Source organism: Pseudomonas sp. AU12215, assembly GCF_001675465.2.
Lineage (GTDB): Bacteria > Pseudomonadota > Gammaproteobacteria > Pseudomonadales > Pseudomonadaceae > Pseudomonas > Pseudomonas nitroreducens.
Genome location: NZ_MACM02000166.1, coordinates 32,148 through 57,019 on the forward strand (window position 1 = coordinate 32,148; position 24,872 = coordinate 57,019).

The 24,872-nt window shown below is 64.4% G+C and carries 19 protein-coding genes; 6 read left to right on the forward strand and 13 right to left on the reverse strand.

Annotated elements, in window-relative coordinates:
- Window positions 1-222 precede the first annotated feature (222 nt).
- Window positions 223-2,370, forward strand: coding sequence for an FUSC family protein (locus tag A9513_RS27470; RefSeq protein ID WP_065327877.1), 2,148 nt, complete (start codon window positions 223-225; stop codon window positions 2,368-2,370).
- Between the two features lie 492 nt (window positions 2,371-2,862).
- Window positions 2,863-3,126, forward strand: a complete 264-nt coding sequence (locus A9513_RS27475; protein ID WP_024766324.1) for a DUF2790 domain-containing protein — start codon at window positions 2,863-2,865, stop codon at window positions 3,124-3,126.
- Between the two features lie 58 nt (window positions 3,127-3,184).
- Here A9513_RS27475 and A9513_RS27480 read toward each other — a convergent pair whose 3' ends face one another.
- Window positions 3,185-4,480, reverse strand: coding sequence for a phospholipase (locus tag A9513_RS27480; protein ID WP_065327878.1), 1,296 nt, complete (start codon window positions 4,478-4,480; stop codon window positions 3,185-3,187).
- 221 nt (window positions 4,481-4,701) lie between these two features.
- On the opposite strand from A9513_RS27480, the gene A9513_RS27485 reads away from it, so the two are divergent.
- Entirely contained in the window at window positions 4,702-6,366 is a 1,665-nt protein-coding gene (locus A9513_RS27485; RefSeq protein WP_024766322.1) for an MFS transporter, read from the forward strand.
- A 59-nt stretch (window positions 6,367-6,425) separates the two neighbouring features.
- Here the strand turns inward: A9513_RS27485 and A9513_RS27490 are convergent, their stop codons facing one another.
- The gene (locus A9513_RS27490) at window positions 6,426-7,763 is read right to left on the reverse strand and encodes a DEAD/DEAH box helicase (RefSeq protein ID WP_141678538.1); all 1,338 of its coding nucleotides are present in this window, start codon (window positions 7,761-7,763) and stop codon (window positions 6,426-6,428) included.
- A 171-nt stretch (window positions 7,764-7,934) separates the two neighbouring features.
- Between A9513_RS27490 and A9513_RS27495 the strand changes: the two genes are divergently transcribed.
- From A9513_RS27495 to A9513_RS27505, 3 genes are all read left to right on the forward strand, one after another.
- Window positions 7,935-8,477: a dihydrofolate reductase family protein gene (locus A9513_RS27495; protein WP_024766320.1), complete on the forward strand. Its 543-nt coding sequence runs from the start codon at window positions 7,935-7,937 to the stop codon at window positions 8,475-8,477.
- On the forward strand, window positions 8,474-8,878 hold the full coding sequence (locus tag A9513_RS27500; protein WP_024766319.1) for an NUDIX domain-containing protein: 405 nt from the start codon (window positions 8,474-8,476) through the stop codon (window positions 8,876-8,878). The genes A9513_RS27495 and A9513_RS27500 overlap by 4 nt, the downstream gene beginning before the upstream one ends.
- A gap of 343 nt (window positions 8,879-9,221) precedes the next feature.
- On the forward strand, window positions 9,222-9,827 hold the full coding sequence (locus tag A9513_RS27505; RefSeq protein ID WP_024766318.1) for a C40 family peptidase: 606 nt from the start codon (window positions 9,222-9,224) through the stop codon (window positions 9,825-9,827).
- 42 nt (window positions 9,828-9,869) lie between these two features.
- Here A9513_RS27505 and rarD read toward each other — a convergent pair whose 3' ends face one another.
- From rarD to mtnA, 11 genes are all read right to left on the reverse strand, one after another.
- Entirely contained in the window at window positions 9,870-10,766 is an 897-nt protein-coding gene (gene rarD, locus A9513_RS27510; RefSeq protein ID WP_024766317.1) for an EamA family transporter RarD, read from the reverse strand.
- Entirely contained in the window at window positions 10,763-11,632 is an 870-nt protein-coding gene (locus A9513_RS27515; RefSeq protein WP_024766316.1) for a carboxylate/amino acid/amine transporter, read from the reverse strand. The genes rarD and A9513_RS27515 overlap by 4 nt, the downstream gene beginning before the upstream one ends.
- Before the next feature lie 139 nt (window positions 11,633-11,771).
- Window positions 11,772-13,454 (reverse strand): 30S ribosomal protein S1, encoded by a 1,683-nt coding sequence (gene rpsA / locus A9513_RS27520; RefSeq protein ID WP_038803317.1) that lies wholly within the window; start codon window positions 13,452-13,454, stop codon window positions 11,772-11,774.
- Window positions 13,455-13,850: 396 nt separating this feature from the next.
- Window positions 13,851-14,540, reverse strand: a complete 690-nt coding sequence (cmk, locus tag A9513_RS27525) for a (d)CMP kinase (protein WP_024767051.1) — start codon at window positions 14,538-14,540, stop codon at window positions 13,851-13,853.
- Complete coding sequence (locus A9513_RS27530) at window positions 14,540-16,759, reverse strand: bifunctional prephenate dehydrogenase/3-phosphoshikimate 1-carboxyvinyltransferase (protein WP_024767050.1); 2,220 nt, start codon at window positions 16,757-16,759, stop codon at window positions 14,540-14,542. The genes cmk and A9513_RS27530 overlap by 1 nt, the downstream gene beginning before the upstream one ends.
- On the reverse strand, window positions 16,752-17,864 hold the full coding sequence (hisC, locus tag A9513_RS27535) for a histidinol-phosphate transaminase (protein WP_065327880.1): 1,113 nt from the start codon (window positions 17,862-17,864) through the stop codon (window positions 16,752-16,754). The genes A9513_RS27530 and hisC overlap by 8 nt, the downstream gene beginning before the upstream one ends.
- Window positions 17,854-18,489, reverse strand: a complete 636-nt coding sequence (cysC, locus tag A9513_RS27540; RefSeq protein WP_024767048.1) for an adenylyl-sulfate kinase — start codon at window positions 18,487-18,489, stop codon at window positions 17,854-17,856. The genes hisC and cysC overlap by 11 nt, the downstream gene beginning before the upstream one ends.
- Window position 18,490: 1 nt before the next feature.
- The gene (gene pheA, locus A9513_RS27545; protein ID WP_024767047.1) at window positions 18,491-19,588 is read right to left on the reverse strand and encodes a prephenate dehydratase; all 1,098 of its coding nucleotides are present in this window, start codon (window positions 19,586-19,588) and stop codon (window positions 18,491-18,493) included.
- Window positions 19,588-20,673, reverse strand: a complete 1,086-nt coding sequence (gene serC, locus A9513_RS27550; protein WP_024767046.1) for a 3-phosphoserine/phosphohydroxythreonine transaminase — start codon at window positions 20,671-20,673, stop codon at window positions 19,588-19,590. The genes pheA and serC overlap by 1 nt, the downstream gene beginning before the upstream one ends.
- 14 nt (window positions 20,674-20,687) lie before the next feature.
- A complete protein-coding gene (gene gyrA / locus A9513_RS27555) occupies window positions 20,688-23,477 on the reverse strand; it encodes a DNA gyrase subunit A (RefSeq protein WP_024767045.1) in 2,790 nt (929 codons plus the stop codon).
- Between the two features lie 233 nt (window positions 23,478-23,710).
- Entirely contained in the window at window positions 23,711-24,787 is a 1,077-nt protein-coding gene (gene mtnA, locus A9513_RS27560; RefSeq protein ID WP_024767044.1) for an S-methyl-5-thioribose-1-phosphate isomerase, read from the reverse strand.
- Window positions 24,788-24,872: the final 85 nt, after the last annotated feature.

Consider the following 24,872-nt stretch of genomic DNA (forward strand, 5'->3'; position numbering starts at 1 on the left):
ATTGTACTTTCAGGTAACAATAATTCGCCCATCCGTCAGCTTATCCTGCCCCCGACGCACTTCTAGAATCGCCCTCCCCAACGCGGCCTGCCGCGACACCCCAGGATTCGCACCCGTGCTCCGCCTTTCGTGCAACGTGCTTCCAGCCCTTCGCTCCGCCTTCGAACTACAGGGTTCTGAAAACCCGGCCCAGCCCGACCACCGCCTGCCGAGATAAGCCTGATGAGCAGTCTGTCCGTGCGCCTGCCCAAGGCCGCCGCGGTGCGCTTCGCCCTGTCCGACTGGGCGCACACCGACGGCGTCACCTGGATGTTCATCGTCAAGACGTTGATCACCGCCTTCACGGCCTTGTGGCTGGCCTATCGCCTGGAACTGCCGCAGCCCAACACCGTGCTGGTGAGCGCCTTCATCGTGCTGCAGCCGCAGAGCGGCCAGGTACTGGCGAAGAGTTTCTACCGCATCCTCGGCACCCTGGCCGGGCTCACGGTGATGGTCACCTTCATCGCCCTGTTCGCCCAGGAGCGCGTACTGTTCCTGCTCTGCGTGGCGATCTGGGTCGGCCTGTGCACCGCGGGCGCCGCGCGTTATCGGGATTTTCGCGCCTACGCCTGTCTGCTGGCCGGCTATACGGCGGTGATGATCGGCATCCCCGCTACGCTGCATCCCGAAGGCGCCTTCATGCAGGCGCTGTGGCGGGTGATCGAGATCACCCTGGGGATTCTCTGCACCGGCGTGGTCAGCGCCATCGTCCTGCCGCAGACCAGTACCGCCGCCCTGCGCAATGCGCTGAACACCCGCTTCGGTGACTTCGCCGGTCTTGCCAGCGCCGGCCTCAATGGAACGCTGGAGCGCGAGCGTTTCGAGCAGGCCAGTGCGCGCATTGCCGCCGAAGTGGTGGGCCTGGAAAGCCTGCGCAACGTCACTGCCTTCGAAGACCCGCACATGCGTCTGCGCAGTGGCCGCCTGGCGCGGCTGAACAGCGAGTTCATGCAGCTGACGACACGCTTCCACGCCTTGCAGCGCCTGCTCGACCGCCTGCGCGAGCGGCAGGCCAGCAATGTACTGGAAGTGCTGATGCCCTGCCTGATCGATGTCAGCGAACTGCTCGCCAGCTGGCACGGCCGGCCACTCGCCGAAGCGGATGCCGAGCGCCTGAGCGTGCAGCTCGAACTGTGCAAGCATCACCTCATGCCGCGCATCCGCGAAGCACGCGCCAGCCTCGGCCACACCTGCCCGCGGGAGGCCGACCAGTTGGATTTCGAGACCGCCGCCGAGCTGCTCTTCCGCTTCGTCGACGACATGCACAACTATGCGCAGACCCACGCCTCGCTCGCCGCGCACAAGCACGAGCGCGAGCAGTGGAAGGAGCGCTTCACGCCCAAGGCGAATGCGCTTGCCGCCGCCGTCGCGGGCTTCCGTTGCGCGCTGCTGGTGATAGTCGGCGGTGTGTTCTGGATCGAAACATCCTGGCTCAGCGGCGCCACCTTCGCGCTGACCTCGGTACTGATCGCAGCGCTCTCCTCCGCCTCACCCAATCCCAAGCGCCTGTCGCTGCAACTGACCCTCGGCACGCTGCTGGGCGCCACGCTGGGCTTCATCCTGACCTTCCGCGTGCTGCCGCACATCGACGGCTTCCCGCTGCTGTGCTTCGTGCTCGCCCCGGTGTTCGCCCTCGGCGCCTTCCTGATCACCCGGCCGAAGTGGAGCGGCTACGGCGTCGGCCTGCTGGTGTGGTTCTGCATCGCCTCGCTGCCGGCGAACCTGGCGCGCTACGACGCTTACACCTTCATCAACGAATACCTGGCGATGCTGCTGTCCATGGGCATGGCGGTGGTCGCAGCGATCGTCATCCTGCCACCCAACCGGCCATGGTTGTGGGAGCGCCTGGAAGCCGAGCTGCGCCTGCGCGTGGTACGGGTGATCAGCGATCCGCTGAAGGGCCTGTCGTCCAGCTTCGAGAGCGGCACCCGCGACCTGTTGAACCAGGCGTATGGGTTATCCACAGGCCGCCCGGACGTACAGCGCCGGCTACTGCGCTGGACCTTCCAGGTGCAGGAGATCGGCCTGTCGATCATCGAGTTGCGCCGCGAGCAGGAGGCCCTGCCGAAAGAGCCCTGGTACGCCGAGCGCATGCCCTGGCGCCGGGCCATTCGCGCCCTGGGCCGCGCGCTGATCCGGCTGTTCATCCAGCCCAGCGAGAGCAACCGCCAACGCGCGCTGGCCGCGGTGGAACACGCGATCCACGCAACCCGCAACACCGATGACCGCCGCCCGCCGCACTTCGACTCCTCACCCTTGCGCCGCGTGTGCAGCTACCTGCACTTCATCCGCACGTCACTGCTCGATCCGCAGTCGCCGCTGCGCGATTGAGTCGTCACCATCGCACCGAAGCCCACCCTAACAAGATCAAGGGCCCCTCACCCTAACCCTCTCCCGCAAGCGGGAGAGGGGACCATTCGTGCAGGATGAAACCCTGGTGTCCGCCGGCACGTACGGCTCCCTCTCCCTGGGGAGAGGGCTGGGGTGAGGGGAATGCGCAGGCACCGGACTCACCTGGCTAAGACAGTTGCTCCTACCCGCCCTGCAACCACGTCCCAAACTTGACCGAAACTGCGACGACCCGCCGCAAGAACACCCCTGCAACCCGCGTCAATCCTGGATTGTTGCCTCTGAGTACGAAGTCTTGTTGGCGCCTGGATATATGACTCAGGTCAGGCAAATCCTATTATTTCCGTGCTGTTACAGCGCGCGCCGCAACACCACCCAAGACCCGTAATCAACCCCAACGATTCCCGACGCAGCCATCCGCTGAACGTCACGGACCCGTCACGTCCGGACACCGGGAACAAGGCAGGTAAATTCATGAAAGCTGTAGTCATCCTGGCCATGCTGGGCTTCTCTTCGCTCGCCCTCGCCGAGCAGGTGAACGCCGCCGACCAGGCGCCAAGCGCGGCCGTGGAGCAGTACACCTACGACATGAAACTGGACGTCGCCCACGTGATCTCGACCACCGACGTGTCCAACGAGTGCGGCATCGTGCCGGCGCGCATGACCTACGAAGATACCCAGGGTCAGCGCCACACCGTCGAATACCAGGTGTGGGGCAACGGCTGCTCCGGCGGCTAAGCGACTTGTGCCGTTGCGCCGGGGCCCACGCAGCCCCGGCGCAACGGCCAGCCCTCTTTTACGGCTGCAGGGCCGCCTTCGCAATGTTGCGACTGTGTGCGCCGAAGTGCCGGATCAATTGCAGAATCTGCTCATCCAACGCCTCATCGTGCCGGAACGGCTCCGGTGAGTTCCCCGCGCTGAAATCCCCCGCCGGCGCCTTCTCGTTTTCCAGCCAATGGCCGATCGCTGCATCGAACGCCGCCGCATGGGCATGGGATTCACTCGCTACCACCTCACGCAGGTACTCCGTCGAGTACGGTGGATAGGTGCCGTCGGTACTGATATCCGCATAGGCCTTCAGCAACGGCGACTGCCCGCCCAGGCGCAGCGTCTCGCGCAGCCAGTCCACCTGATAACGCTCCACGCCCGTATGCCGGTCCGCCACGCGCCGGATCGCCGCCTGCTTGTCGGCGTCAAAGCCCGCCATGGACTTGCCCGCCGTCCACAGCATGCTGGCGGTGGTCTCGCCCGGCAGCGGCGTCGAGTGATAGGGCTGGGTCATGTCCTGGATGTAGTGCATCGCCCAGCCAAGGAAGCGGTAGCCCCAGTACGGGTGCCCCTTGTCGAAGGCAAAACGGGCCAGGCCGAAGAACTGGTACGCGCGCCACTCCGGCCAGTTGCGCTCCAGGTACGGTGCGCCGGTGAAGATGATCGCGTCCTCGTGGTAGAAGCCCATGTGGAACGGCGCCTGGGAGCTGAACTCGTAGCGCGGGTCGCCGAACGGCTGGGTGCCGAAGCCGTAGCGCTGGCCGGCTTCGCCAGGGTTGTCGCTGAACAGGTTGATGTCGTGACCGAAGTCCGGCTCGTCGGCGGCGCTGGCCAGCACGTCGATGGCCGGAATCTTTTCGCCAGCCTGCAACTGCACGAAGCGCCACTGGTTCCAGCCGGACAGGTTGCGGAACACCAGCACCTCGGCCGGCTGCAACGCCACATGATTCGGCAACTCACCACCAGGCGGAGGCTGCACGGCGGTGGCCAGTTTGATCTCCGGATTCAGGCGCAGCGCCATGAGGAAGGCCTGGCGCAGATCGTCGCGGCCATCTTCGGTGAAGCGCAGGTCATCCGGACGCGGCGGATACTCGCGGAAATGTTCGCGCGCATAGGCTTCCTGCTCGTCCAGCAGCTTCACCAGGCCGGCACGCTGCTGGCTGATGAAGCTCTCCAACGGCTCGACCTCGACGTCCGGCGCGTGGACGACGGCTGGCAACTGCTGCAGGGCGATGTAGCTGCCCAGGGTGTGATTGGACCAGGCCCAGAGACTTTGCGGCAGGACCAGCAGGCCAGCCAGCAGGCAGGTGGAAAGACGCTTCATCGGCTTTTCGCTCTTATTTGGCAATGCAATGCGGAAAATTCCGACGCAGACTAACAACACAAAGCCCTGCCGGCACTGTCGAAGCTTGCCAGCACAAGTCACCGATAACGCCACGCCTGACCATCATCAATGGCGCATACGGCCCCAGCCACTACACTTGCCCGGCATGGACAGGCACCGGTTCCACACGCGTGCCGACCACTTGAAATAAGGGCGTCCCCATGCTGCAGTCCGTTTCACCCAAGCACGACCTCCCCCTCAAGCCCGATCCAGCCGAACCTCGCAGTGGCGTACTCGCCCCCTTCAGCATCGCCGCGTTCCGCATCATCTGGATCTGCAACCTGTTCGCCAACCTGGGCACCTGGGCGCAGTCGGTCGCCGCTGCCTGGGTGGTCACCGAGGCCCACGCCAGCCCACTGATGGTTGCGATGATCCAGGTCGCCTCGGCATTGCCGCTGGTGCTGCTGTCGATCATGTCCGGCGTGCTGGCCGACAACCACGACCGCCGCAAGATCATGCTGGTGGGCTTGAGCGTCGAACTTTCCGGTGCCGCACTGGTGACGGTGCTGGCCTTCATGGGCTATCTCGACCCGCTGATGCTGATCGTGTCGATCCTCTGGCTGTCCCTGGGCAGTTCGATCACCATTCCCGCCTGGCAGGCGGCGGTCAACGAGCAGGTACCACCGCGCATGCTCGGCGATGCAGTGCTGCTCAACAGCGTCAACTACAACGTCGCCCGCGCCGTCGGGCCGGCCATTGGTGGTCTGCTGCTGTCGGCCACCGGCGCTTCCTGGGTATTCCTGTTCAACTGCATCTGCTACGCCTCGCTGATCTGGGCGATCTGGCAATGGCGCCGCGACGTACCCAAACGCACCTTGCCGCCAGAACACATCTTCGAAGGCGTGATCGCCGCGCTGCGTTTCACCCAATACTCCAGTGTCACCCGGCTGGTGATGCTGCGCTCGGCGGTGTTCGGCCTATCGGCCAGCGCCATCTGGGCCCTGCTGCCGCTGCTGGCGCACCGCAACCCGGACGGTAGCGCCTCGGTCTACGGCTACATGCTGGGGGCACTCGGGCTGGGCGCCATCGTCGCCAGCACCGTGGTGAGCAAGGCTCGCCAGTGGCTCGGCAGCAGTCGGTTGATCAGCTTCGCCGCCGCCACCCTGGCGCTGGTCATGCTGACCCTGGGCTGGGTCGACAACCTCTGGGTGATCTTCCCCGCGCTGGTGCTGGGCGGCGCCTGCTGGATCGCCGCGGTGGCCACCTACAACTCGGCCGTGCAGATCCTTGTGCCCGACTGGGTCAAGGCGCGGGCCCTGGCGCTCTACCAGACCGCGATCTATGGCGGGCTGGCGGCGGGCTCCTTCCTCTGGGGCCACTTTGCCGAAACCATGGGCGTACAAGGCGCATTGATCGCCGCCGGGTGCCTGCTGCTGATCTCCGTGGCACTGCTCTACAACTCGCGCCTGCCGGAGCTGAACTCCGCCAGCATCGCCCGTGCACCGGGCGGCGTGCCGGGCCAGCCGACCTTCGTGTTCAACCCCGAGCGCGGCTCGGTCCTGGTGTCCATCGAGTACCGGATTCCCGCCGAGCGCACCCGCGACTTCGTCCGCGCCGCCAAGCCGCTGCGCCGCCTGCGGTTGCGCAACGGCGCGGAACGCTGGGCACTGTATCGCGACGTGAGCAACCCGGAAATCTGGCAGGAACTGTTCCTGGTGGACAACTGGATCGGCCACCTGCGCATGCTCGACCGTCTCACCCTCGAGGACAAGACCATCATCGACAACGTCACTAGCCTGCACGCCGGCGATACGCCACCGGTGATTCGCCACGGGGTGAGCTACGAATCCGGCAGCTACGAGGCGCCGCCGGAAACGCTGGGCTAGCGGCGCACGAACAAAAACGCCTCTCGGTCAGGAGAGGCGTTTCCAGTGACGCGGAAGGCTTACTCCGCCGCCGGCTTCTTGCGTTTGAGCGGCGCCAGGCCATCCTGGCTCACGACCTTGGATGGGCCAGACCTGGGCTTGGCTGCGGGCTTCTTCTTCGCCGGTGACTTGCTGCCGGTCTTCTTCGCATCATCCTTTTTCTTCTTGGTACCGGCGGCCTTGCCGGATGCCTTGACCTTCTTCGGCCCCTTGTAGGTGCCCTTGAGTTCCTTGATGGTGCGCAGCTCGAAGCGCAGCTTGAGGTAGCGCTCGATGCTCGACATCAGGTTCCAGTCACCATGGCCGACCAGCGAGATAGCGGTTCCGCCGGCGCCTGCGCGGCCGGTGCGGCCGATACGGTGCACGTACTCATCACCGCGACGCGGGATGTCGAAGTTGATCACCAGGTCCAGGCCGTCGACGTCCAGGCCACGGGCAGCCACGTCAGTGGCGACGAGAATCTTCACCGCGCCCTGCTTCAGGCGCTCGATGGCCAGCTTGCGGTCCTTCTGGTCCTTCTCGCCGTGCAGCACGAAGACCTTGTGCCCGGCAGCGATCAGGCGGCCGGTCAGGCGGTCGGCGGCGACGCGGGTGTTGGTGAAGACGATGGCCTTCTCATAGATCTCGTTGGCTAGCAGCCACTGCAGCAGCTCTTCCTTGTGGCCAACGTGGTCGGTCAGGATCACCTGCTGGCTGACATCCTCGTTCAGCTCGCTGACGCGGTTGAGCTGCAAGTTCTCCGGTTCGCGCAGGACCTTTTCGACCATCTCGTGCAGGCCGTTGCCGCTGGTGGCGGAGAACAGCAGGGTCTGGCGCTCGGCCGGGCACTGCCCGGCGAGCTTGAGCACGTCCTCGGAGAAGCCCATATCGAGCATGCGGTCGGCTTCGTCGAGGATCAGCACTTCCACGTCGCCCAGCGGCAGGTTGCCGGCGTTGAACTGCTCGTTCAGGCGGCCGGGTGTACCGATGATGATTTCCGGATTTTTGCGCAGCCGCGCACCCTGCACCTTGAAGTCTTCGCCACCAGTGATCAGGCAGGCCTTGATGAAGGTGAACTGGGCGAAACGCTCGACTTCCTTGAGCGTCTGCTGGGCCAACTCGCGGGTGGGCAGCAGGATCAGTGCGCGGGCGCCGCTCTTGGGCTTCTCCTCAGCGAGCAGACGGTGCAGCAGCGGCAACACGAAGGCGGCGGTCTTGCCGCTGCCGGTCTGCGCCGTCACCCGCAGGTCGCGTCCCTCCAGGGCCTTCGGAATGGCCGCGGCCTGGACCGGAGTCGGCTCGGTGAAGGACAACGAATCGAGCGCCTTGAGCAGGCGTTCGTGGAGGGCGAATTGGGAGAACAAGGCAGACCTCGATATCACGTAAAGACCAAATAGCTGCATAGCTTAATGTTTGCCGAGCCTGTTCGCTGGAAATATTGCCGCCGACCACCAGGGACGCACTGCCGCGTCAATAATCCGACAAACGCACCGACGCTCTACAAAGGGCGATGCCATGCTCTGATGAGCCTGACAAAAAGGAGCACACAGGTGCCATCTCTCATTTACTACGTTGCGGCCAGCCTTGACGGCTACATCGCTCGCCCCGACGGCAGCGTGGATTGGCTCGAAGGCTATGGCGGCGAAACCGATGACCATGGCTACCATGCCTTCTATTCCAGTATCGACGGCCTGATCATGGGGCGCGCCACCTACTTGTTCTGCCTGAACCAGGGCGAATGGCCGTACCCCGACAAACCCGCGCTGGTCATGACCCGCTCCAACCACCTGCCCAAGGCCGCACCGCAGGTGGAGCTTGAGCACTATGCACCGGTAGACGCCCTCGCCTCTCTGGAGGCACGCGGCTGCCAGCGTATCTGGCTGGTAGGCGGCGGTAGCCTGGCAGGCAATTTCCTCGCCGCAGGCTTGCTCGACGAAGTGATCGTCAGCATCATTCCGCACTTGCTCGGCGCCGGTATTCCCCTGTTCAGCATCGGGCTCGAGCAACGCCTGCAGCTGCTGGAGCAGCGCAGCTTTCCCAGCGGCATCGTACAGATGCGCTACCAGGTTCTGAAGGAAACGCCCTCGCCATGAGCTCCACGATTCGTATCGCCGCCGCCTGCCTGCTCGATGACACAGGACGCTTGCTACTGGTACGCAAGCGTGGCACCCGCGCCCTCATGCTGCCCGGCGGCAAGCACGAACCCGGCGAGACATCCGTGCAGGCCCTGTTGCGCGAGTTGCACGAAGAACTCGACCTTCGCCTTGCAAGCTCCGCACTGACACCGCTCGGCCACTTCCAGGCCAAGGCCGCCAACGAGCCGGATATGCGGGTGGACGCGCATGTCTTCATTGCCACCCTACCCCATGCCGTCCAACCCGCCGCCGAGCTGGAAGAGCTCGCCTGGCTGGACACGACCGGCGTCTACCCGCAAAACCTTGCCCCGCTGCTCCGCGAACAGGTCATTCCCGCGTTACTCGCCCATCTGGGCTGATTCTTTCAGCTCAATTACCTGCATTTCGTCGGGTTTTTCCTTAAGAAGCCTTAAGTGTCTGGCTTTTGGCTACTAGCCCGCCAGCTTTCCGTCGCGTGGCCGAAAGTCCCGTTTTATAGGGCTTCCGGCTATAAGGTCAGGCCGTGACTGATGCGTCTGAACACATGTCACGCAGCGTCCTACAAGTCACAGGGGAATTGTGAGAATCGACAGACGGTACGAACTGTCATGAAAAGTCGTTCAGAATGCGTGGAATTTTTGAGCGGACCAAAGGAAACCACGCCGACAACAATGGCGATCCAGCGGAGTCTGGGCGATATCAACCAGCAAGAAGACATGCCGAATGCGAAGTACCCTTTTGACATGCCTTTCCATAGGCTTGGCGACCCTCTTGGCCGCCACCGAGGCAACCGCCTCCTCCAAGATCACGCGCACCTATCAACCTGCACCGGTTGATCTGCGAGTCCCGGTCCAGGGCAGTGCCCTACTGACCTTCAATGCCAAGTCGGTCAAGCCGACCAAGAGCGAGGCGCACCAGGTCACCCAGCGTGCCTACAGCATGATCGGCACGCCATACCGCTGGGGCGGCACTTCGCCCAAGCGCGGCTTCGATTGCAGCGGCCTGGTGAACTACGTGTTCCAGAACGTCGACGAAGTCGACCTGCCGCGCACCGCGCAGCAGATGTACAGCATGCGCGGCAACTCGAAAGTGGCCCGCGGCGATCTGCAGCCCGGCGACCTGGTGTTCTTCCGCATCCACAATCGCCGCAATGTCGACCATGTCGGCATCTACGTCGGTGACAACCAGTTCGTCCATGCGCCGCGCCGCGGCCAGAAGGTCCGTGTCTCCGACCTCAGTGGCGACTACTGGAAGAAGCACTACACCGCTGCCCGCCGCATCCTGCCGGAAACCCTGGCCAAGGCTGACGTCGGCGGTCGCTACGACTGATACTGAGCGCTCTCCCCTTGCGGGAGAGCGCCTGCCCCTCATCTACAAGCCGCGACGCGCCTGCCGGCGCAACAGTCGCGCGCTATCCCAACCGGTCAGCAGTACAGCGATCCAGATCGGCCCGTAGGTCCAGATCTGCGCCGGGTTGAATGCCTCGCCCAGAAACAGCACGGCGATGGCGAACAGCAGCACCGGTTCGACGTAACTCAGAATCCCGAACAGTCCCATGGGCAACAGCCGGCTGGCCGCCATCATGGCGCCGAACGCCAGCGCGCTGATCAGGCCCAGCAGCGGCAGCAGCGCCCACAAGCGCGGCACCTCTTCCAGCACCCCGGCGCTATCAGTTATCCACAAGGCGGCCAGGGCGAACGGCAGCAGCACGATCATCTCGAAGACGAAGCCGGACAACGAATCCACCGCCATCTTGCGGCGCAGCATGAAGTACGGCGGATAGCCCAGCGCGGTAATCAGGGTGAACCACGAGAACGCGCGAGTGAGCCACAACTCGTGCAGCACACCCGCCAGCGCGAAGGCGACGGCAATGCCCTGCAACGTGGTCAGACGCTCGCCATAGAACACCCGGCCGCAGAGCACCATGGTCAGCGGCAGCAGGAAGTAGCCCAGCGACAGCTCCAGCGTGCGCCCAACCATGGGCGCCCAGATGAACACGCCCCACTGGATCAGCATCATCGCCGCCGTCAGCGGGAAGCACGCCAGCAGCCATGGCTCGCGCAGCAGCCTCCGACCCGCATCGCGCAGCACACCGCCCTGACGGGTGAAGAGCACCAGCAGCAGGACCATGGGAATCGACCAGACCACCCGGTGGGCGATCACCTGGATGCTGGTCAGCGGCGCCAGCGAATGGATGTAACCCGGCAGGGTCACGAACAGCACGGAAGACGCCAGGGACAGCGCTACGCCACGTCCGGAGATATTCATGCGCAGCGCTCCTTGCGACGACGCAGGCCAAGGCGATTGACGCCTAGCGACGCAACGATCACCGCACCGCCCAGCGCCAGGCGCGGCAAGTCGGCGGCCTCGTTCCAGATCAGCAGGTTGATCAGCAGGCCCACCGGCACGTGCAGGTTGTTCATCACCGCCAGGGTGCCGGCATCCACCATGGTGCCCCCCTTGTTCCACCAGAACTGCCCGAGCGCGGTGGCCAGCAGCCCCATCCAGATCAGCACACCCCATTGCAGGTCGGTGGTCGGCAGCTTCTGCGGATTGCCGAACAGCAACCAGCCCGGCAGGGCGACCAGCAGCGCACCGACGAAGAAGTAGCCGAAGCGGCGGTACTGCGGGATGTCCGAGGGATAGCGTCGTACCAGGTGTTTGTAGAACACCTGCCCCGCCGCGAAGGTCGCGTTGGCCACCTGCAGCAGGAGGAAGCCCTGTATGTAGTCGCCGCTAACGCCGTCGTAGCGGATGATCCCGGCGCCCAGCACCGCCACCGCGGCCGCCAGCAGCGCCCAGGCATTGAAGCGCCGGTTCAACGCGTCATCGATCAGCGCCACGTGCAACGGCGTCAGCACCGTGAACAGCAGCACCTCCGGGACCGTCAGCACGCGGAAGCTCTGGTAGAGACAGACGTAGGTAATGCCGAACTGCAGCGCGCCTGCCAGCATCACCCCGCCGATGAAGCGTGGCTCGACGCCGCGCCAGCGGGTCAGTGGCAGGAACACCAGGCCGGCGAGCACCACGCGGGTCAGCACGGCGAAATAGCTGTCGACCTGCCCGGCGAGGTATTCGCCAATCAGGCTGAAGGAGAACGCCCAGAGGACGGTGACGAAAAGCAGATATGGCATGGAGATAGCGACCGGAACGGGGCGGGCACCATAGCGCCAGTCTCGGCTTGGAGAAAGCGCTGCGCGCCCGCGCCAGCGATAGGCAGAAACGAAAAAGGGCGACCGAAGTCGCCCTTTTCCTTGGATGGTGAATCAGGGATTAGCCCTGGTTCTCCATCTGAGCACGGATCAGATCACCGATGGTGGTCGGACCAGTGGCTTCTACGTCTTGCTTGTGACGCAGTTCTTTCATCGCATCTTTCTCGTCATCAACGTCTTTCGACTTGATGGAGAGGGAGATGACGCGGCTCTTACGGTCGATGCTGATGATCTTGGCTTCGACTTCTTCGCCTTCTTTCAGAACGTTGCGAGCGTCTTCAACGCGGTCACGGCTGATTTCGGAGGCTTTCAGGATGCCTTCGATTTCGCCGCCCAGGCTGATGACAGCGCCTTTGGCGTCCACTTCTTTCACGGTGCCGCGAACGATGGTGCCTTTCTCGTTGAGCGAGGCGTAGTTGGAGAACGGATCGTCTTCCAGCTGCTTGATGCCCAGGGAGATGCGCTCACGCTCCGGATCAACGGAGAGGATGACGGTTTCCAGCTCGTCGCCCTTCTTGAAGCGGCGAACGGCTTCTTCGCCAACTTCGTTCCAGGAGATGTCGGACAGGTGAACCAGACCGTCGATGCCGCCTTCCAGGCCGATGAAGATACCGAAATCGGTGATCGACTTGATGGTGCCGGAGATCTTGTCGCCCTTGTTGAAGCGGCTGGAGAAGTCTTCCCACGGGTTGGACTTGCACTGCTTGATGCCCAGGGAGATACGACGACGCTCTTCGTCGATGTCCAGAACCTGAACTTCCACTTCGTCGCCAACCTGAACGACTTTCGACGGGTGGATGTTCTTGTTGGTCCAGTCCATTTCGGAAACGTGTACCAGGCCTTCCACGCCCTCTTCCAGCTCGGCGAAGCAGCCGTAGTCGGTGAGGTTGGTGACGCGCGCGGTAACGCGGGTGCCTTCCGGGTAACGGGCTTTGATGGCAACCCATGGGTCTTCGCCCAGTTGCTTCAGGCCCAGGGATACGCGGTTGCGCTCGCGGTCGAACTTCAGAACCTTGACATCGATCTCGTCGCCAACGTTGACGATTTCCGACGGATGCTTGATACGCTTCCAGGCCATGTCGGTGATGTGCAGCAGACCATCGACGCCGCCCAGGTCAACGAACGCACCGTAGTCGGTGAGATTCTTGACGATACCTTTGACCTGCTGGCCTTCCTGCAGGGATTCCAGCAGAGCTTCGCGCTCGGCGCTGTTCTCGGCTTCCAGCACGCTGCGGCGGGAAACGACAACGTTGTTGCGCTTCTGGTCCAGCTTGATGACCTTGAACTCGAGCTCTTTGCCTTCCAGGTGAGTGGTGTCGCGCACCGGACGCACATCGACCAGCGAACCCGGCAGGAACGCACGGATGCCGTTGACGTCGACGGTGAAGCCACCCTTGACCTTGCCGTTGATGACGCCTTTGACCACTTCGTCGGCAGAGAAAGCAGCTTCCAGAACGATCCAGCTCTCGGCACGCTTGGCTTTTTCGCGGGACAGCTTGGTTTCACCAAAGCCGTCTTCTACCGCGTCAAGCGCAACGTGGACTTCGTCACCCACATTGATGGTCAGCTCGCCCTGTTCGTTGTAGAACTGCTCGACCGGGATGACGCCCTCGGATTTCAGACCGGCATGGACGGTGACCCAGTCACCATCGATGTCGACCACGATGCCGGTGATGATTGCACCCGGCTGCATGTCGAGGGATTTAAGACTTTCTTCAAAGAGTTCTGCGAAGCTTTCGCTCATGTCTATACCTGTAGTCAAAGGCTTGTAAGCCCGATTCCGCGCCACCAGCGAACACGGTCAAGTGATGAAAAAGAAGCCAGCAGGATCAAGACTGGTATCCTGCCGGCCCCCTGTTGCACCCGCCGAAACGGATGCTCCACATTCAGATTTTAAGGGAACGCTTCGCTCAATATGGGCGAAACCCTCCCGATACAAGGTCTGGAATGGTAGCAACGGACGTCGGTTGCGTCAATCGGCGCCCCTGGTTTCCGATGTCCTTCACGACTCCAGCTTCATTCCTTCATTTTCGCCCAGCCTCGGAGGACGGGAGGACCGCCTGTCAGATCCGTCCTGCAACGCACCCGCCTCGGGAAAGAAAAATCCCCGGCTGGCCGGGGATTTTCATGAGCCGTTCGACTAGTCCGCCAGGCCGCGACGAGAAACCTCGGCGAGGATACTGTCCACGACCTCTTCGATGCTCATCGAGGTGGAGTCCACCAGGATGGCGCCTTCGGCGGGCTTGAGCGGAGCCACGGCACGCTGGCTGTCACGCTCGTCGCGGGCGCTGATTTCTTCCGCCAGCTGCGCCTGATCGCTGTCGATACCCTTGCCCTTGAGCTGCAGGTAACGGCGACGGGCGCGCTCTTCGGCCGACGCTGTCAGGAATATCTTCAGCGGCGCGCTGGGGAAGACCACGGTGCCCATGTCGCGGCCGTCGGCGACAAGGCCGGGGGCTTCGAGGAAGGCGCGCTGGCGTTGCAGCAGCGCATCGCGCACCGCCGGCAGCGCGGCGACTTGCGAGGCGCCGGCGCCGACCTGCTCCGTGCGGATGGTATCGGTGACATCCTCGCCTTCGAGGATGATGTGCTGACCCTGTCCGCCCTTGGCATGGGTGAACTGCACGTCCAGGTGTGCGGCCAGAACCTTGAGGGCTTCCTCGTTGGTCAGGTCGATACCGTGGTTACCGGCAGCGAACGCCAGCAGGCGATACAACGCGCCGGAGTCCAGCAGGTTCCAGCCCAGGCGCTTGGCCAGCAGGCCGGCGACGGTGCCCTTGCCCGAGCCGCTGGGGCCATCGATGGCGAGGACCGGCCATTCGCCGTTCATCAGTTTTTCTCCTCGGCGACGCGGATGCCCGCGCCGGACGCCAGCCCGAGGAAGTTCGGGAAGGAGGTCGCGACGTTGGCGCAGTCGTGGATGCGGATAGGCGCACCGGCACGCAGGGAAGCCACGCTGAAGGACATGGCGATACGGTGGTCGCCGTGGCTCCAGACTTCGCCGCCGCCATAGCTGCCGCCGTCGATGATTATGCCGTCCGGGGTCGGCTCGCACTTCACGCCCAGGGCCAGCAGGCCGTCGGCCATGACCTGGATGCGGTCGGATTCCTTCACCCGCAGTTCTTCCGCGCCGCGCAGCACAGTGCGGCCGGAGGCAGAGGCGGCGGCAACGAAGAGCACGGGGAACTCGTCGATGGCCAGCGGCACCAGGTCTTCGGGGATGTCGATGCCTTTGAGCTGCGCCGAGCGCACGCGAATGTCGGCAACCGGCTCGCCGCCCACTTCACGCTGGTTTTCCAGGGTGATGTCGGCGCCCATGAGCTTGAGGATGTCGATGACGCCGGTACGGGTCGGGTTGATGCCGACGTGCTCCAGAGTCAGGTCGGAGCCTTCGGCGATGCTCGCGGCAACCAGGAAGAAGGCGGCGGAGGAAATGTCGGCCGGGACTTCGATCGAGGTGGCGGTGAGCTTGTGGCCGGACTCGACGCGAGCGGTGGCGCCTTCGACGTCGACCGGGTAGCCGAAGCCGCGCAGCATGCGCTCGGTATGATCGCGGGTCGGGGCCGGCTCGGTGGTGGAGGTTTCACCGGCAGCGTAGAGGCCGGCAAGCAGCAGGCAGGATTTCACCTGGGCGCTGGCCATGGGCATGTCGTAGTGCATGCCGGTGAGCTTCTGGCCACCACGGATGGTCAGCGGCGGACGGCCTTCGGGGCCAGTCTCGATCACTGCGCCCATCTCGCGCAGCGGCTTGGCGACGCGGTTCATCGGGCGCTTGGACAGCGACGCATCGCCGGTCAGGGTGGTGTCGAACGGCTGGGCGGCGAGCAGGCCACTGAGCAGGCGCATGGAGGTGCCGGAGTTGCCCAGGTAGATCGGGCCGGGCGGCGTCTTCAAGCCATGCAGGCCCACGCCGTGCACGGTCACGCGGCCGTGGTGCGGGCCTTCGATGACCACGCCCATGTCGCGGAAGGCCTGGATGGTGGCGAGGGCATCTTCACCCTCGAGGAAACCTTGTACCTCGGTCGTGCCTTCGGCCAACGAGCCGAGCATGATCGAGCGGTGGGAAATGGACTTGTCGCCCGGTACGCGAACGCGCCCGGAGAGGCGGCCACCCGGCTGGGCCAGGAAAATCAGGTCATTGTTGTGCATGGCGTCCACATAGGCCCGGCGGGCCAGGATTTTGCTGAAATGCTCGCGGGCAACCCGGGCGCGGGTGAAGACGCCCATCAGTTGTTGCCCGTCCCCTTGATCGACGGCCTCGCGCAAGTCGTCGAGGTCGTCACGGAATACATCGAGGATGCGCAGCACCGCCTCGCGGTTGGCGAGGAAGATGTCGTGCCACATCACCGGGTCGCTGCCGGCAATCCGCGTGAAGTCGCGGAAGCCGCCAGCGGCATAACGGAAGATTTCCAGATTCTCGCTGCGTTTGGCCAGCGAGTCGACCAGCGTGAAGGCCAGCAGGTGCGGCAGGTGGCTGGTGGCGGCGAGAACTTCGTCGTGGTGTTCGACGGCCATCTGCTCGACATCCGCGCCCAGCTCGCGCCAGAGGCTCTCGACGCACTGGATCGCGTCCGCTTCGGCATTATCCAGCGGGGTGAGGATGACTTTATGACGGCGGAACAATTTCGCGTTGGCCGCTTCCACCCCGCTCTGCTCGGAACCGGCGATGGGATGGCCGGGAACGAAGCGCGCCGGCATGCCACCGAACACGGCTTTCGCAGCGCGCACCACATTGCCCTTGGCGCTGCCCACGTCGGTGAGGATGGCATTGCCGATGTCGAGAGTGGCGAGTTCCCCGAGGACCTTCTCCATGGCCAGGATCGGCACCGCAAGCTGGATCACGTCAGCCTCGCGGCAACCGGCAGCAAGGCTTTCCTCGCAGCGGTCGACCACTCCCAGTTCCACCGCCAGGCGACGGGTTTGCGGGTCACGGTCGACGCCGACCACTTCCTCGAACAGGCCCTTTTCGCGGATGCCCTTGGCGAAGGAGCCGCCGATCAGGCCGAGCCCCACCACCACTAGGCGCTTGCGCTGAACAACATCAGGCACGAGCAAGCACCTTGGCCAGCGCTTCGAGGAAGCGCGCGTTCTCGGCCGGCAGGCCGATGGAGATGCGCAGGTGCTGCGGCATGCCGTAGCCACCCACCGGACGGACGATCACGCCTTCGGCGAGCAGCGCCTGGTAGACCGGGCCGGCGTCACGCTTGAGGTCCACGGCGATGAAGTTGCCCTTGGAGGGAATCCAGTGCAGGTCCAGGGCGCGCAGGCCGTTTTCCAGCTGCGCCATGCCTTCGTCGTTGATGCGCTTGCCTTGGGCCAGGTAGTCGGCATCGTCCAGCGCCGCACAGGCGGCGGCCAGGGCCAGGCTGTTGACGTTGAACGGCTGGCGAACGCGGTTGAGCACATCGGCGACCTGCGCCGAGGAGATCGCGTAACCGACGCGCAGCGAGGCCAGGCCGTAGGCCTTGGAGAAGGTGCGGGAGACCAGCAGGTTCGGGTAGCGGGCCAGGTACTTCAAGCCGTCCGGCAGTTCCTCGCCTTCGGCATACTCGATGTAGGCCTCGTCGAGCACCACGAGGACGCTCTCCGGCACCTGCGAGAGGAAGCGCTCCAGCGCGTCCGGGCCGAACCAGGTACCGGTGGGGTTGTTCGGGTTGGCGATGAAGACCACGCGGGTGTTGGCGTCGATGGCCGCCAGCATGGCTTCCAGGTCGTGGCCCCAGTCTTTCGCCGGCACGACCTTGCCCTGGGCGCCGACGGCCTGGGTAGAGATCGGGTAGACGGCGAAGGCGTACTGGCTGAACACGGCGTTCAGGCCAGGCGCCAGGTAGGCGCGGGCCACCAGGTCGAGAATGTCGTTGGAGCCGTTGCCCAGGGTGACCTGTGCGGTGTCGACGCCGCAGCGGGCGGCCAGGCGGGACTTCAGCTCGAAACCGTTGCCGTCGGGGTAGCGGGTCAGCTCGGCCAGTTCGGCGCGGATGGCGTCGAGGACCTTGGGGCTTGGGCCCAGCGGGTTCTCGTTGCTGGCCAGCTTGACGATGCCAGCGGGGTCGAGCTTCAGCTCGCGGGCCAGTTCATCGACCGGCTTGCCGGGCACGTAGGGAGAAAGTTTCTGCACGCCCGGCTGGGCCAGGGCAAGGAAATCACAGCTCATGGACATCTCTCTCGACGGGGGCCGCACAGACTGACTCGATATAGCCGGCGGCAGCCATGTAATCGCAGATACGGTCAACAGATTCCTCTACCGACAGCACGGACGTATCGATGCTCACCTGGGCGGCCAGCGGCGCCTCGAACGGAGAGTCGATGCCGGTGAACTCCTTGAGTTCGCCGGCTCGCGCTTTGCGGTAGAGCCCTTTGGGATCGCGCTCCTCGCACACTTTCAGCGGCGTGGAGACATGCACTTCCACGAAACGCTCGGGTAACAGCTTGCGAACCCTGTCGCGATCCGCACGAAAGGGCGAAATGAACGCGGCGATGGTGATCAGGCCAGCATCCACCATCAGCGCCCCCACCTCCCCAACGCGGCGAATATTTTCACAGCGGTCTTCAGCGCTGAAGCCGAGGTCCCGATTCAAGCCCTGACGGAGATGATCGCCATCGAGCAGGTAGGTGTGCCGCCCGGACGCATGCAGTCGCTGCTCGAGGGCATCGGCCAGCGTCGACTTGCCGGAACCGCTCAGCCCAGTCAGCCAGACCAGGCAGGGGCGCTGGGCCTTGAGACCGGCGCGCCCTGCACAATCGACCGTCTGCGACGGCCAATGGGCATTTCGCCCCATGTCAAAGCACGGCCTTGGGGTACGAACCCAGCACCTTAAGGGCAACGGCTTCGCTGTTGATCTTTTCCAGCACGTCCTTGATCAGCGGGTCCTTGTGGTGGCCGACGAAGTCGATGAAGAACACGTAGGTCCACTTGCCGCTGCGCGACGGGCGGGTCTCGATGCGAGTCAGGTCGACACCGTTGCTGTGGAACGGCACCAGCAGCTCGTGCAACGCGCCCGGCTTGTTGCGCATGGAGACGATGATGGAAGTCTTGTCATCGCCCGTGGGCGGCACTTCCTGGTTGCCGATCATGAGGAAGCGCGTGGAGTTGTCCGGGCGGTCCTCGATCTTCTCGTGCAGCTTGTCCAGGCCGTACAGGCTGGCCGCCATGTCGCCGGCAATCGCCGCGCTGTTCCACTCGCTCTTCACGCGCTTGGCGGCGTCGGCATTGCTGGAGACCGCCACGCGCTCGACGTTCGGGTAGTGCGCGTCCAGCCACTTGCGGCACTGGGCCAGGGACTGGGCGTGGGAGTAGATGCGGGTGATGTTGTTGGTCTTGGTGTTCTCGCCCACCAGCAGGTGGTGGTGGATACGCAGTTCCACCTCGCCGCAGATCACCAGGTCGTGCTCGAGGAAGCTGTCGAGGGTGTGGTTGACCGCACCCTCGGTGGAGTTTTCCACCGGCACCACGCCGAAGTTCACCGCGCCGGCGGCGACTTCGCGGAACACTTCGTCGATGGCCGCCATCGGCGTGCTGATCACCGCATGGCCGAAGTGCTTGAGCGCCGCGGCCTGGGTGAAGGTGCCTTCCGGGCCGAGGTAGGCCACTTTCAGCGGCTGCTCCAGGGCCAGGCAGGAGGACATGATCTCGCGGAAAAGACGAGCGACTTCCTCGTTGTCCAGCGGGCCCTTGTTCAGCTCCATGATGTGCTTGAGCACCCAGGCCTCGCGCTCGGGCCGGTAGAACACCGGCTTCTCGCCTGCGGGCAGGGCGGCCATTTTCACGCGCGCCACGTCGGTGGCGCAGCGTGCGCGTTCGCTGATCAGCTCGAGGATCTTCTCGTCGAGGCTGTCGATGCGTACGCGCAAAGCCTTGAGCTGGTCAGCGTCGCTCATCAGCCGTGCTCCTTCTCGAACTCGGCCATGTAGCCGACCAGGGCTTCGATGGCATCCAGGCCCAGGGCGTTATAGATGGAGGCACGCATGCCGCCTACCGAACGGTGACCCTTGAGGTTGAGCAGACCGCGCGCGTCGGCACCGGCGAGGAAGGCCTTGTCGAGCTTCTCGTCGGCCAGGCGGAACGGCACGTTCATCCAGGAGCGAGCGCTGGGCTGGATCGGGTTGGTGTAGAAGTCGCTGCTGTCGATGAAGCCGTACAGCATGTCCTTCTTCGCGCGGTTGCGCTGTTCCATGGCGTCGACACCGCCCTGCTCCTTCAGCCACTGGAAGACCAGGCCGGAGAGGTACCAGGAGTAGGTAGCCGGGGTGTTGTACATGGAGCCGTTATCGGCAGCGACCTTGTAGTTGAGCATGGTCGGGCAGATGCTGCGGGCGCGGCCCAGCAGGTCTTCGCGAACGATGACCACCACCAGGCCGGACGGGCCGATGTTCTTTTGCGCGCCGGCGTAGATCAGGCCGAACTTCGATACGTCGATCGGGCGGGAGAGGATGTCCGAGGACATGTCCACCACCAGCGGAACATCGCCGACTTCCGGAATCCAGTCGAATTCCAGGCCACCGATGGTCTCGTTGGACGCGTAGTGCAGGTAGGCCGCGTCCTTGGACAGGTTCCACTCGTTCTGGCCGGGGATCGCGAAGTAGTCGTACTTGGATGCGCTGGCGACGACGTTGACGTTGCCGTAACGGCGAGCCTCTTCGATGGCCTTCTTCGACCAGATGCCGGTTTCCACGTAGTCGGCCACGCCGTCTTCGGGCAGCAGGTTCAGCGGAATCTCGGCGAACTGCTGGCTGGCGCCGCCCTGCAGGAACAGCACCTTGTAGTTCGACGGGATCGCCATCAGGTCGCGCAGGTCCTGCTCGGCCTTCTCGGCGATGGCCACGTAGTCGTCGCTACGGTGGCTCATCTCCATGACCGACAGGCCCTTGCCCTGCCAATCCAGCAGCTCGGCGCGGGCGCGCTCCAGCACCTCGGTGGGAAGCGCCGCGGGACCGGCGCAGAAGTTAAAGGCTCGCTTGCTCACATCCACTCTCGCTATCAGTCTTCGCTGGCTTGCGGGGCTTCTTCAGCCGCGACTTCGCCTGCTTCTTGGTTCTCGTCCGCTACTTCACCCTCGACGGTCTCGCCGTCGACGATCTCGCCTTCGATCTCTTCGCCTTCGACGACGGTCGGCTCCTGCACCCGCTCCAGGCCTACGACGGTCTCGTCGGCAGCCAGCTTGATGAGGATCACGCCCTGGGTGTTACGGCCAGCGCCACGGACTTCGTCGACGCGGGTACGCACCAGGGTGCCCTGGTCGGAGATCAGCATGATCTCCTCGCCGTCCAGCACCTGCACGGCGCCTACCAGGTTGCCGTTACGCTCGTTGATCACCATGGCGATCACGCCCTGGCCGCCACGACCGCGACGCGGGTAGTCGGCCAGCGGGGTGCGCTTGCCGTACCCGCGCTCGGAGGCGCTGAGGATCTGCGCTTCGCGGCACTCGGGGATCAGCATGGAAATGATCCGCTGGCCTTCGCCCAGGCGCATGCCGCGCACGCCACGGGCGTTACGGCCCATGATGCGCACCTTGCTTTCCTTGAAGCGGATCACCTTGCCGGCGTCGGAGAACATCATCACGTCCTTCGAGCCGTCGGTGATGGCGGCGGCGATCAGCGAATCGCCCTCCTCCAGTTTCAGCGCGATCAGGCCGTTGGAGCGGGGCTTGGTGAACTGGATCAGCGGGGTCTTCTTCACGGTGCCTTTCATGGTGGCCATGAAGATGTACGCGCCGGTCGGCTCGTCCTGGCTGAAGTCGGCGTCGTCGCCCTCTTCGCCTTCTTCGGCTTCCACCACTTCGGCGACCTGCTCGGCGACCACGTCGTCATCGTCGTTCTCGTCACCGGCGAACTGGGCGCGCACAGCTTCCAGGTCGATCTGCAGCATCGCGGTGATGCGCTCGCCTTCGTCCAGCGGCAGCAGGTTCACCAGCGGACGGCCACGGGCGGTACGCGAGGCTTCCGGGATCTCGAAGGTGCGCAGCCAGTAGACCTTGCCCTTGCTGGAGAACAGCAGCAGGGTGGCGTGGCTGTTGGCGACCAGCAGGTGTTCGATGTAGTCCTCGTCCTTCACGCCACTGGCCGACTTGCCCTTGCCACCGCGACGCTGGGCCTCGTAGGCGGCCAGCGGCTGGGACTTGGCGTAGCCGCCGTGGGAGATGGTGACCACGCGCTCTTCTTCGGTGATCAGGTCGGCGATGGTCAGGTCCATCTGCGACGCGACGATCTCGGTGCGGCGGGCATCGCCGAACTCCGCCTTGACCTTCTCCAGCTCCTCGCGGATGACTTCCATCAGGCGCTCGGGGTTGGTCAGGATGCGGATCAACTCGCCGATCAGGGTGAGGATTTCCTGGTACTCGGACAGGAGCTTCTCGTGCTCCAGGCCGGTCAGGCGGTGCAGGCGCAGTTCCAGGATGGCCTGGGCCTGTTCCGGCGACAGGTAGTACTTGCCTTCGCGCAGACCGTACTGCTCATCCAGGTCTTCCGGACGGCAGGAATCGGCGCCGGCGCGCTCGACCATGGCTTCCACGGCGCTGGATTCCCAGGCCGTGGCGATCAGGCGTTCCTTGGCCTCGGCCGGGGTCGGCGAGGTCTTGATCAGCTCGATCACCGGGTCGATGTTCGACAGGGCGACCGCCTGGCCTTCGAGGATGTGGCCGCGCTCGCGGGCCTTGCGCAGTTCGTAGACGGTCCGGCGGGTCACCACTTCACGGCGGTGGCGAATGAAGACCTCGAGCATGTCCTTGAGGTTCATCGTGCGCGGCTGACCATCGACCAGGGCCACCACGTTGATGCCGAACACGCTCTGCAACTGGGTCTGGGCGTAGAGGTTGTTCAGCACGACCTCGCCCACTTCGCCGCGGCGCAGCTCGATCACGACGCGCATGCCGTCCTTGTCGGACTCGTCGCGCAGTTCGGTGATGCCTTCGATCTTCTTCTCTTTCACCAGCTCGGCGATCTTCTCGATCAGGCGAGCCTTGTTCAGCTGGTAGGGCAGCTCGGTGATGATGATCTGCTGGCGGTTGCCGCCCTTTTCCATGTCCTCGATGGTGGCGCGGGCACGGATATAGATGCGGCCACGGCCGGTGCGGTAGGCCTCGATGATGCCCGCACGACCGTTGATGATGCCGGCGGTCGGGAAGTCCGGGCCGGGGATGTACTGCATCAGGTCGTCGACGGACAGCTCGGGGTTGTCCATCAGCGCCAGGCAGCCGTCGATCACCTCGGTGAGGTTGTGCGGCGGGATGTTGGTCGCCATGCCCACGGCAATACCGCTGGAACCGTTGACCAGCAGGTTCGGGATCTTGGTCGGCATGACCGCCGGGATCTGCTCGGTGCCGTCGTAGTTGGGCACCCAGTCGACGGTTTCCTTGTCGAGGTCCGCCAGCAACTCGTGGGCCAGCTTGGACATGCGCACTTCGGTGTATCGCATGGCCGCGGCGTTGTCGCCGTCCACCGAACCGAAGTTGCCCTGGCCGTCCACCAGCATGTAGCGCAGCGAGAAGGGCTGGGCCATGCGCACGATGGTGTCGTACACCGCGGTGTCGCCGTGCGGGTGGTACTTACCGATCACGTCACCGACCACACGGGCGGATTTCTTGTAGGGCTTGTTCCAGTCGTTGCCCAGTTCGCTCATGGCGTACAGGACGCGACGGTGCACGGGCTTCAAGCCATCGCGCGCATCGGGCAGGGCACGACCGACGATCACGCTCATGGCGTAATCGAGGTAGGACTGTCGGAGTTCGTCTTCGATGTTGACCGGGAGGATTTCTTTGGCCAGTTCGCCCATGAGAAGCCTGGTTCCTTTTTCAAATGGGTCTCCGTCATGCCCGTCCCGGGCCTGGCGGAGCGCGGTGCGCTATCAAAGCGCCACCGACTCTCTACAAATCAACGACTTGGCCGTTGATCCGCGATGCTGTGGGGGCCGTAAAAATGCCCCATCAAGAACCGTCGGAGCTTACCACAAGCCAGGGTCAAACCCTACCCTCGCCCAAGCCCCTCGATGAATTGCCGCAGGCCCCGTCAATGCAGGCGCTTGCGGCTCATCAACTGGGCCATCCGCTCGGCGTCCGGACGCTCGACGACGCCGCGCTCGGTCACGATGGCGTCGATCAGGTCCGCCGGGGTTACATCGAACACCGGGTTGTAGGCATCCACGTCAGCGGCGACACGTTTGCCGCCGATTTCCAGGAGTTCGCGACCGTCGCGCTCCTCGATCGGGATGTCCTCGCCACTTTCCAGCCCCATGTCGATGGTCGAACTGGGCGCCACCACCATGAAGCGCACGCCGTGGTGCATAGCGTTGACTGCGAGCTGATAAGTCCCGATCTTGTTGGCAACATCGCCGTTGGCCGTGATGCGGTCGGCACCGACGATGACCCAGGTGATGCTTTCGGTCTTCATCAGGTGCGCGGCGGCCGCGTCCGCGTTCAGGGTGACCGGCACACCTTCGTTCGCCAGCTCCCAGGCGGTCAGACGCGCGCCCTGCAGCCAGGGGCGGGTTTCGTCGGCGTAGACGCGCTCGATCAACCCTTCCAGGTGCGCCGCGCGCAGCACGCCCAGCGCGGTGCCGAAGCCGCCGGTGGCCAGGGCGCCGGTATTGCAGTGAGTGAGTATCTTCTGCGGGCCGCCGTGGTGCTTGCGGATCAGCTCCACGCCCAATTGGGCCATGGTCAGGTTCGCCTCGCGGTCGCTTTCGTGGATCGCCACCGCCTCGGCTTCGAGCAGCGCCAGCGGGTCCTCACCCGGCTTCAGGCGCTCCAGACGGTCACGCATGCGGTTCAGCGCCCAGAACAGGTTGACCGCGGTGGGACGCGATTCGGCGAGCACGGTGAAATCTTCTTCCAGCGCCGTACGCCAGTCGCCGCCGGCTGCCAGGCGGGCGCGCAGGCCCAGCGCCAGGCCATAGGCGGCGGCAATGCCGATGGCGGGTGCGCCACGCACGACCATCTGGCGGATGGCCTCGGCCACGCCTTCGGCGGTCTCAAAGGACAGCCAGGTTTCCTCCAGCGGCAGCAGGCGCTGGTCCAGCAGTCGGAGTGTGCCCTTGCGCCAATCAATGGCCGTGACCCGTTCGGCCGCCAACAGTCGCTCACGCATGGAACACCTCTTCAATTCAATGGAATCGCGGGCCTTTCCCGGCCCCCAGGAATCTTCCCGCGCAGGCGGGTAAAAGCGCCGAGTA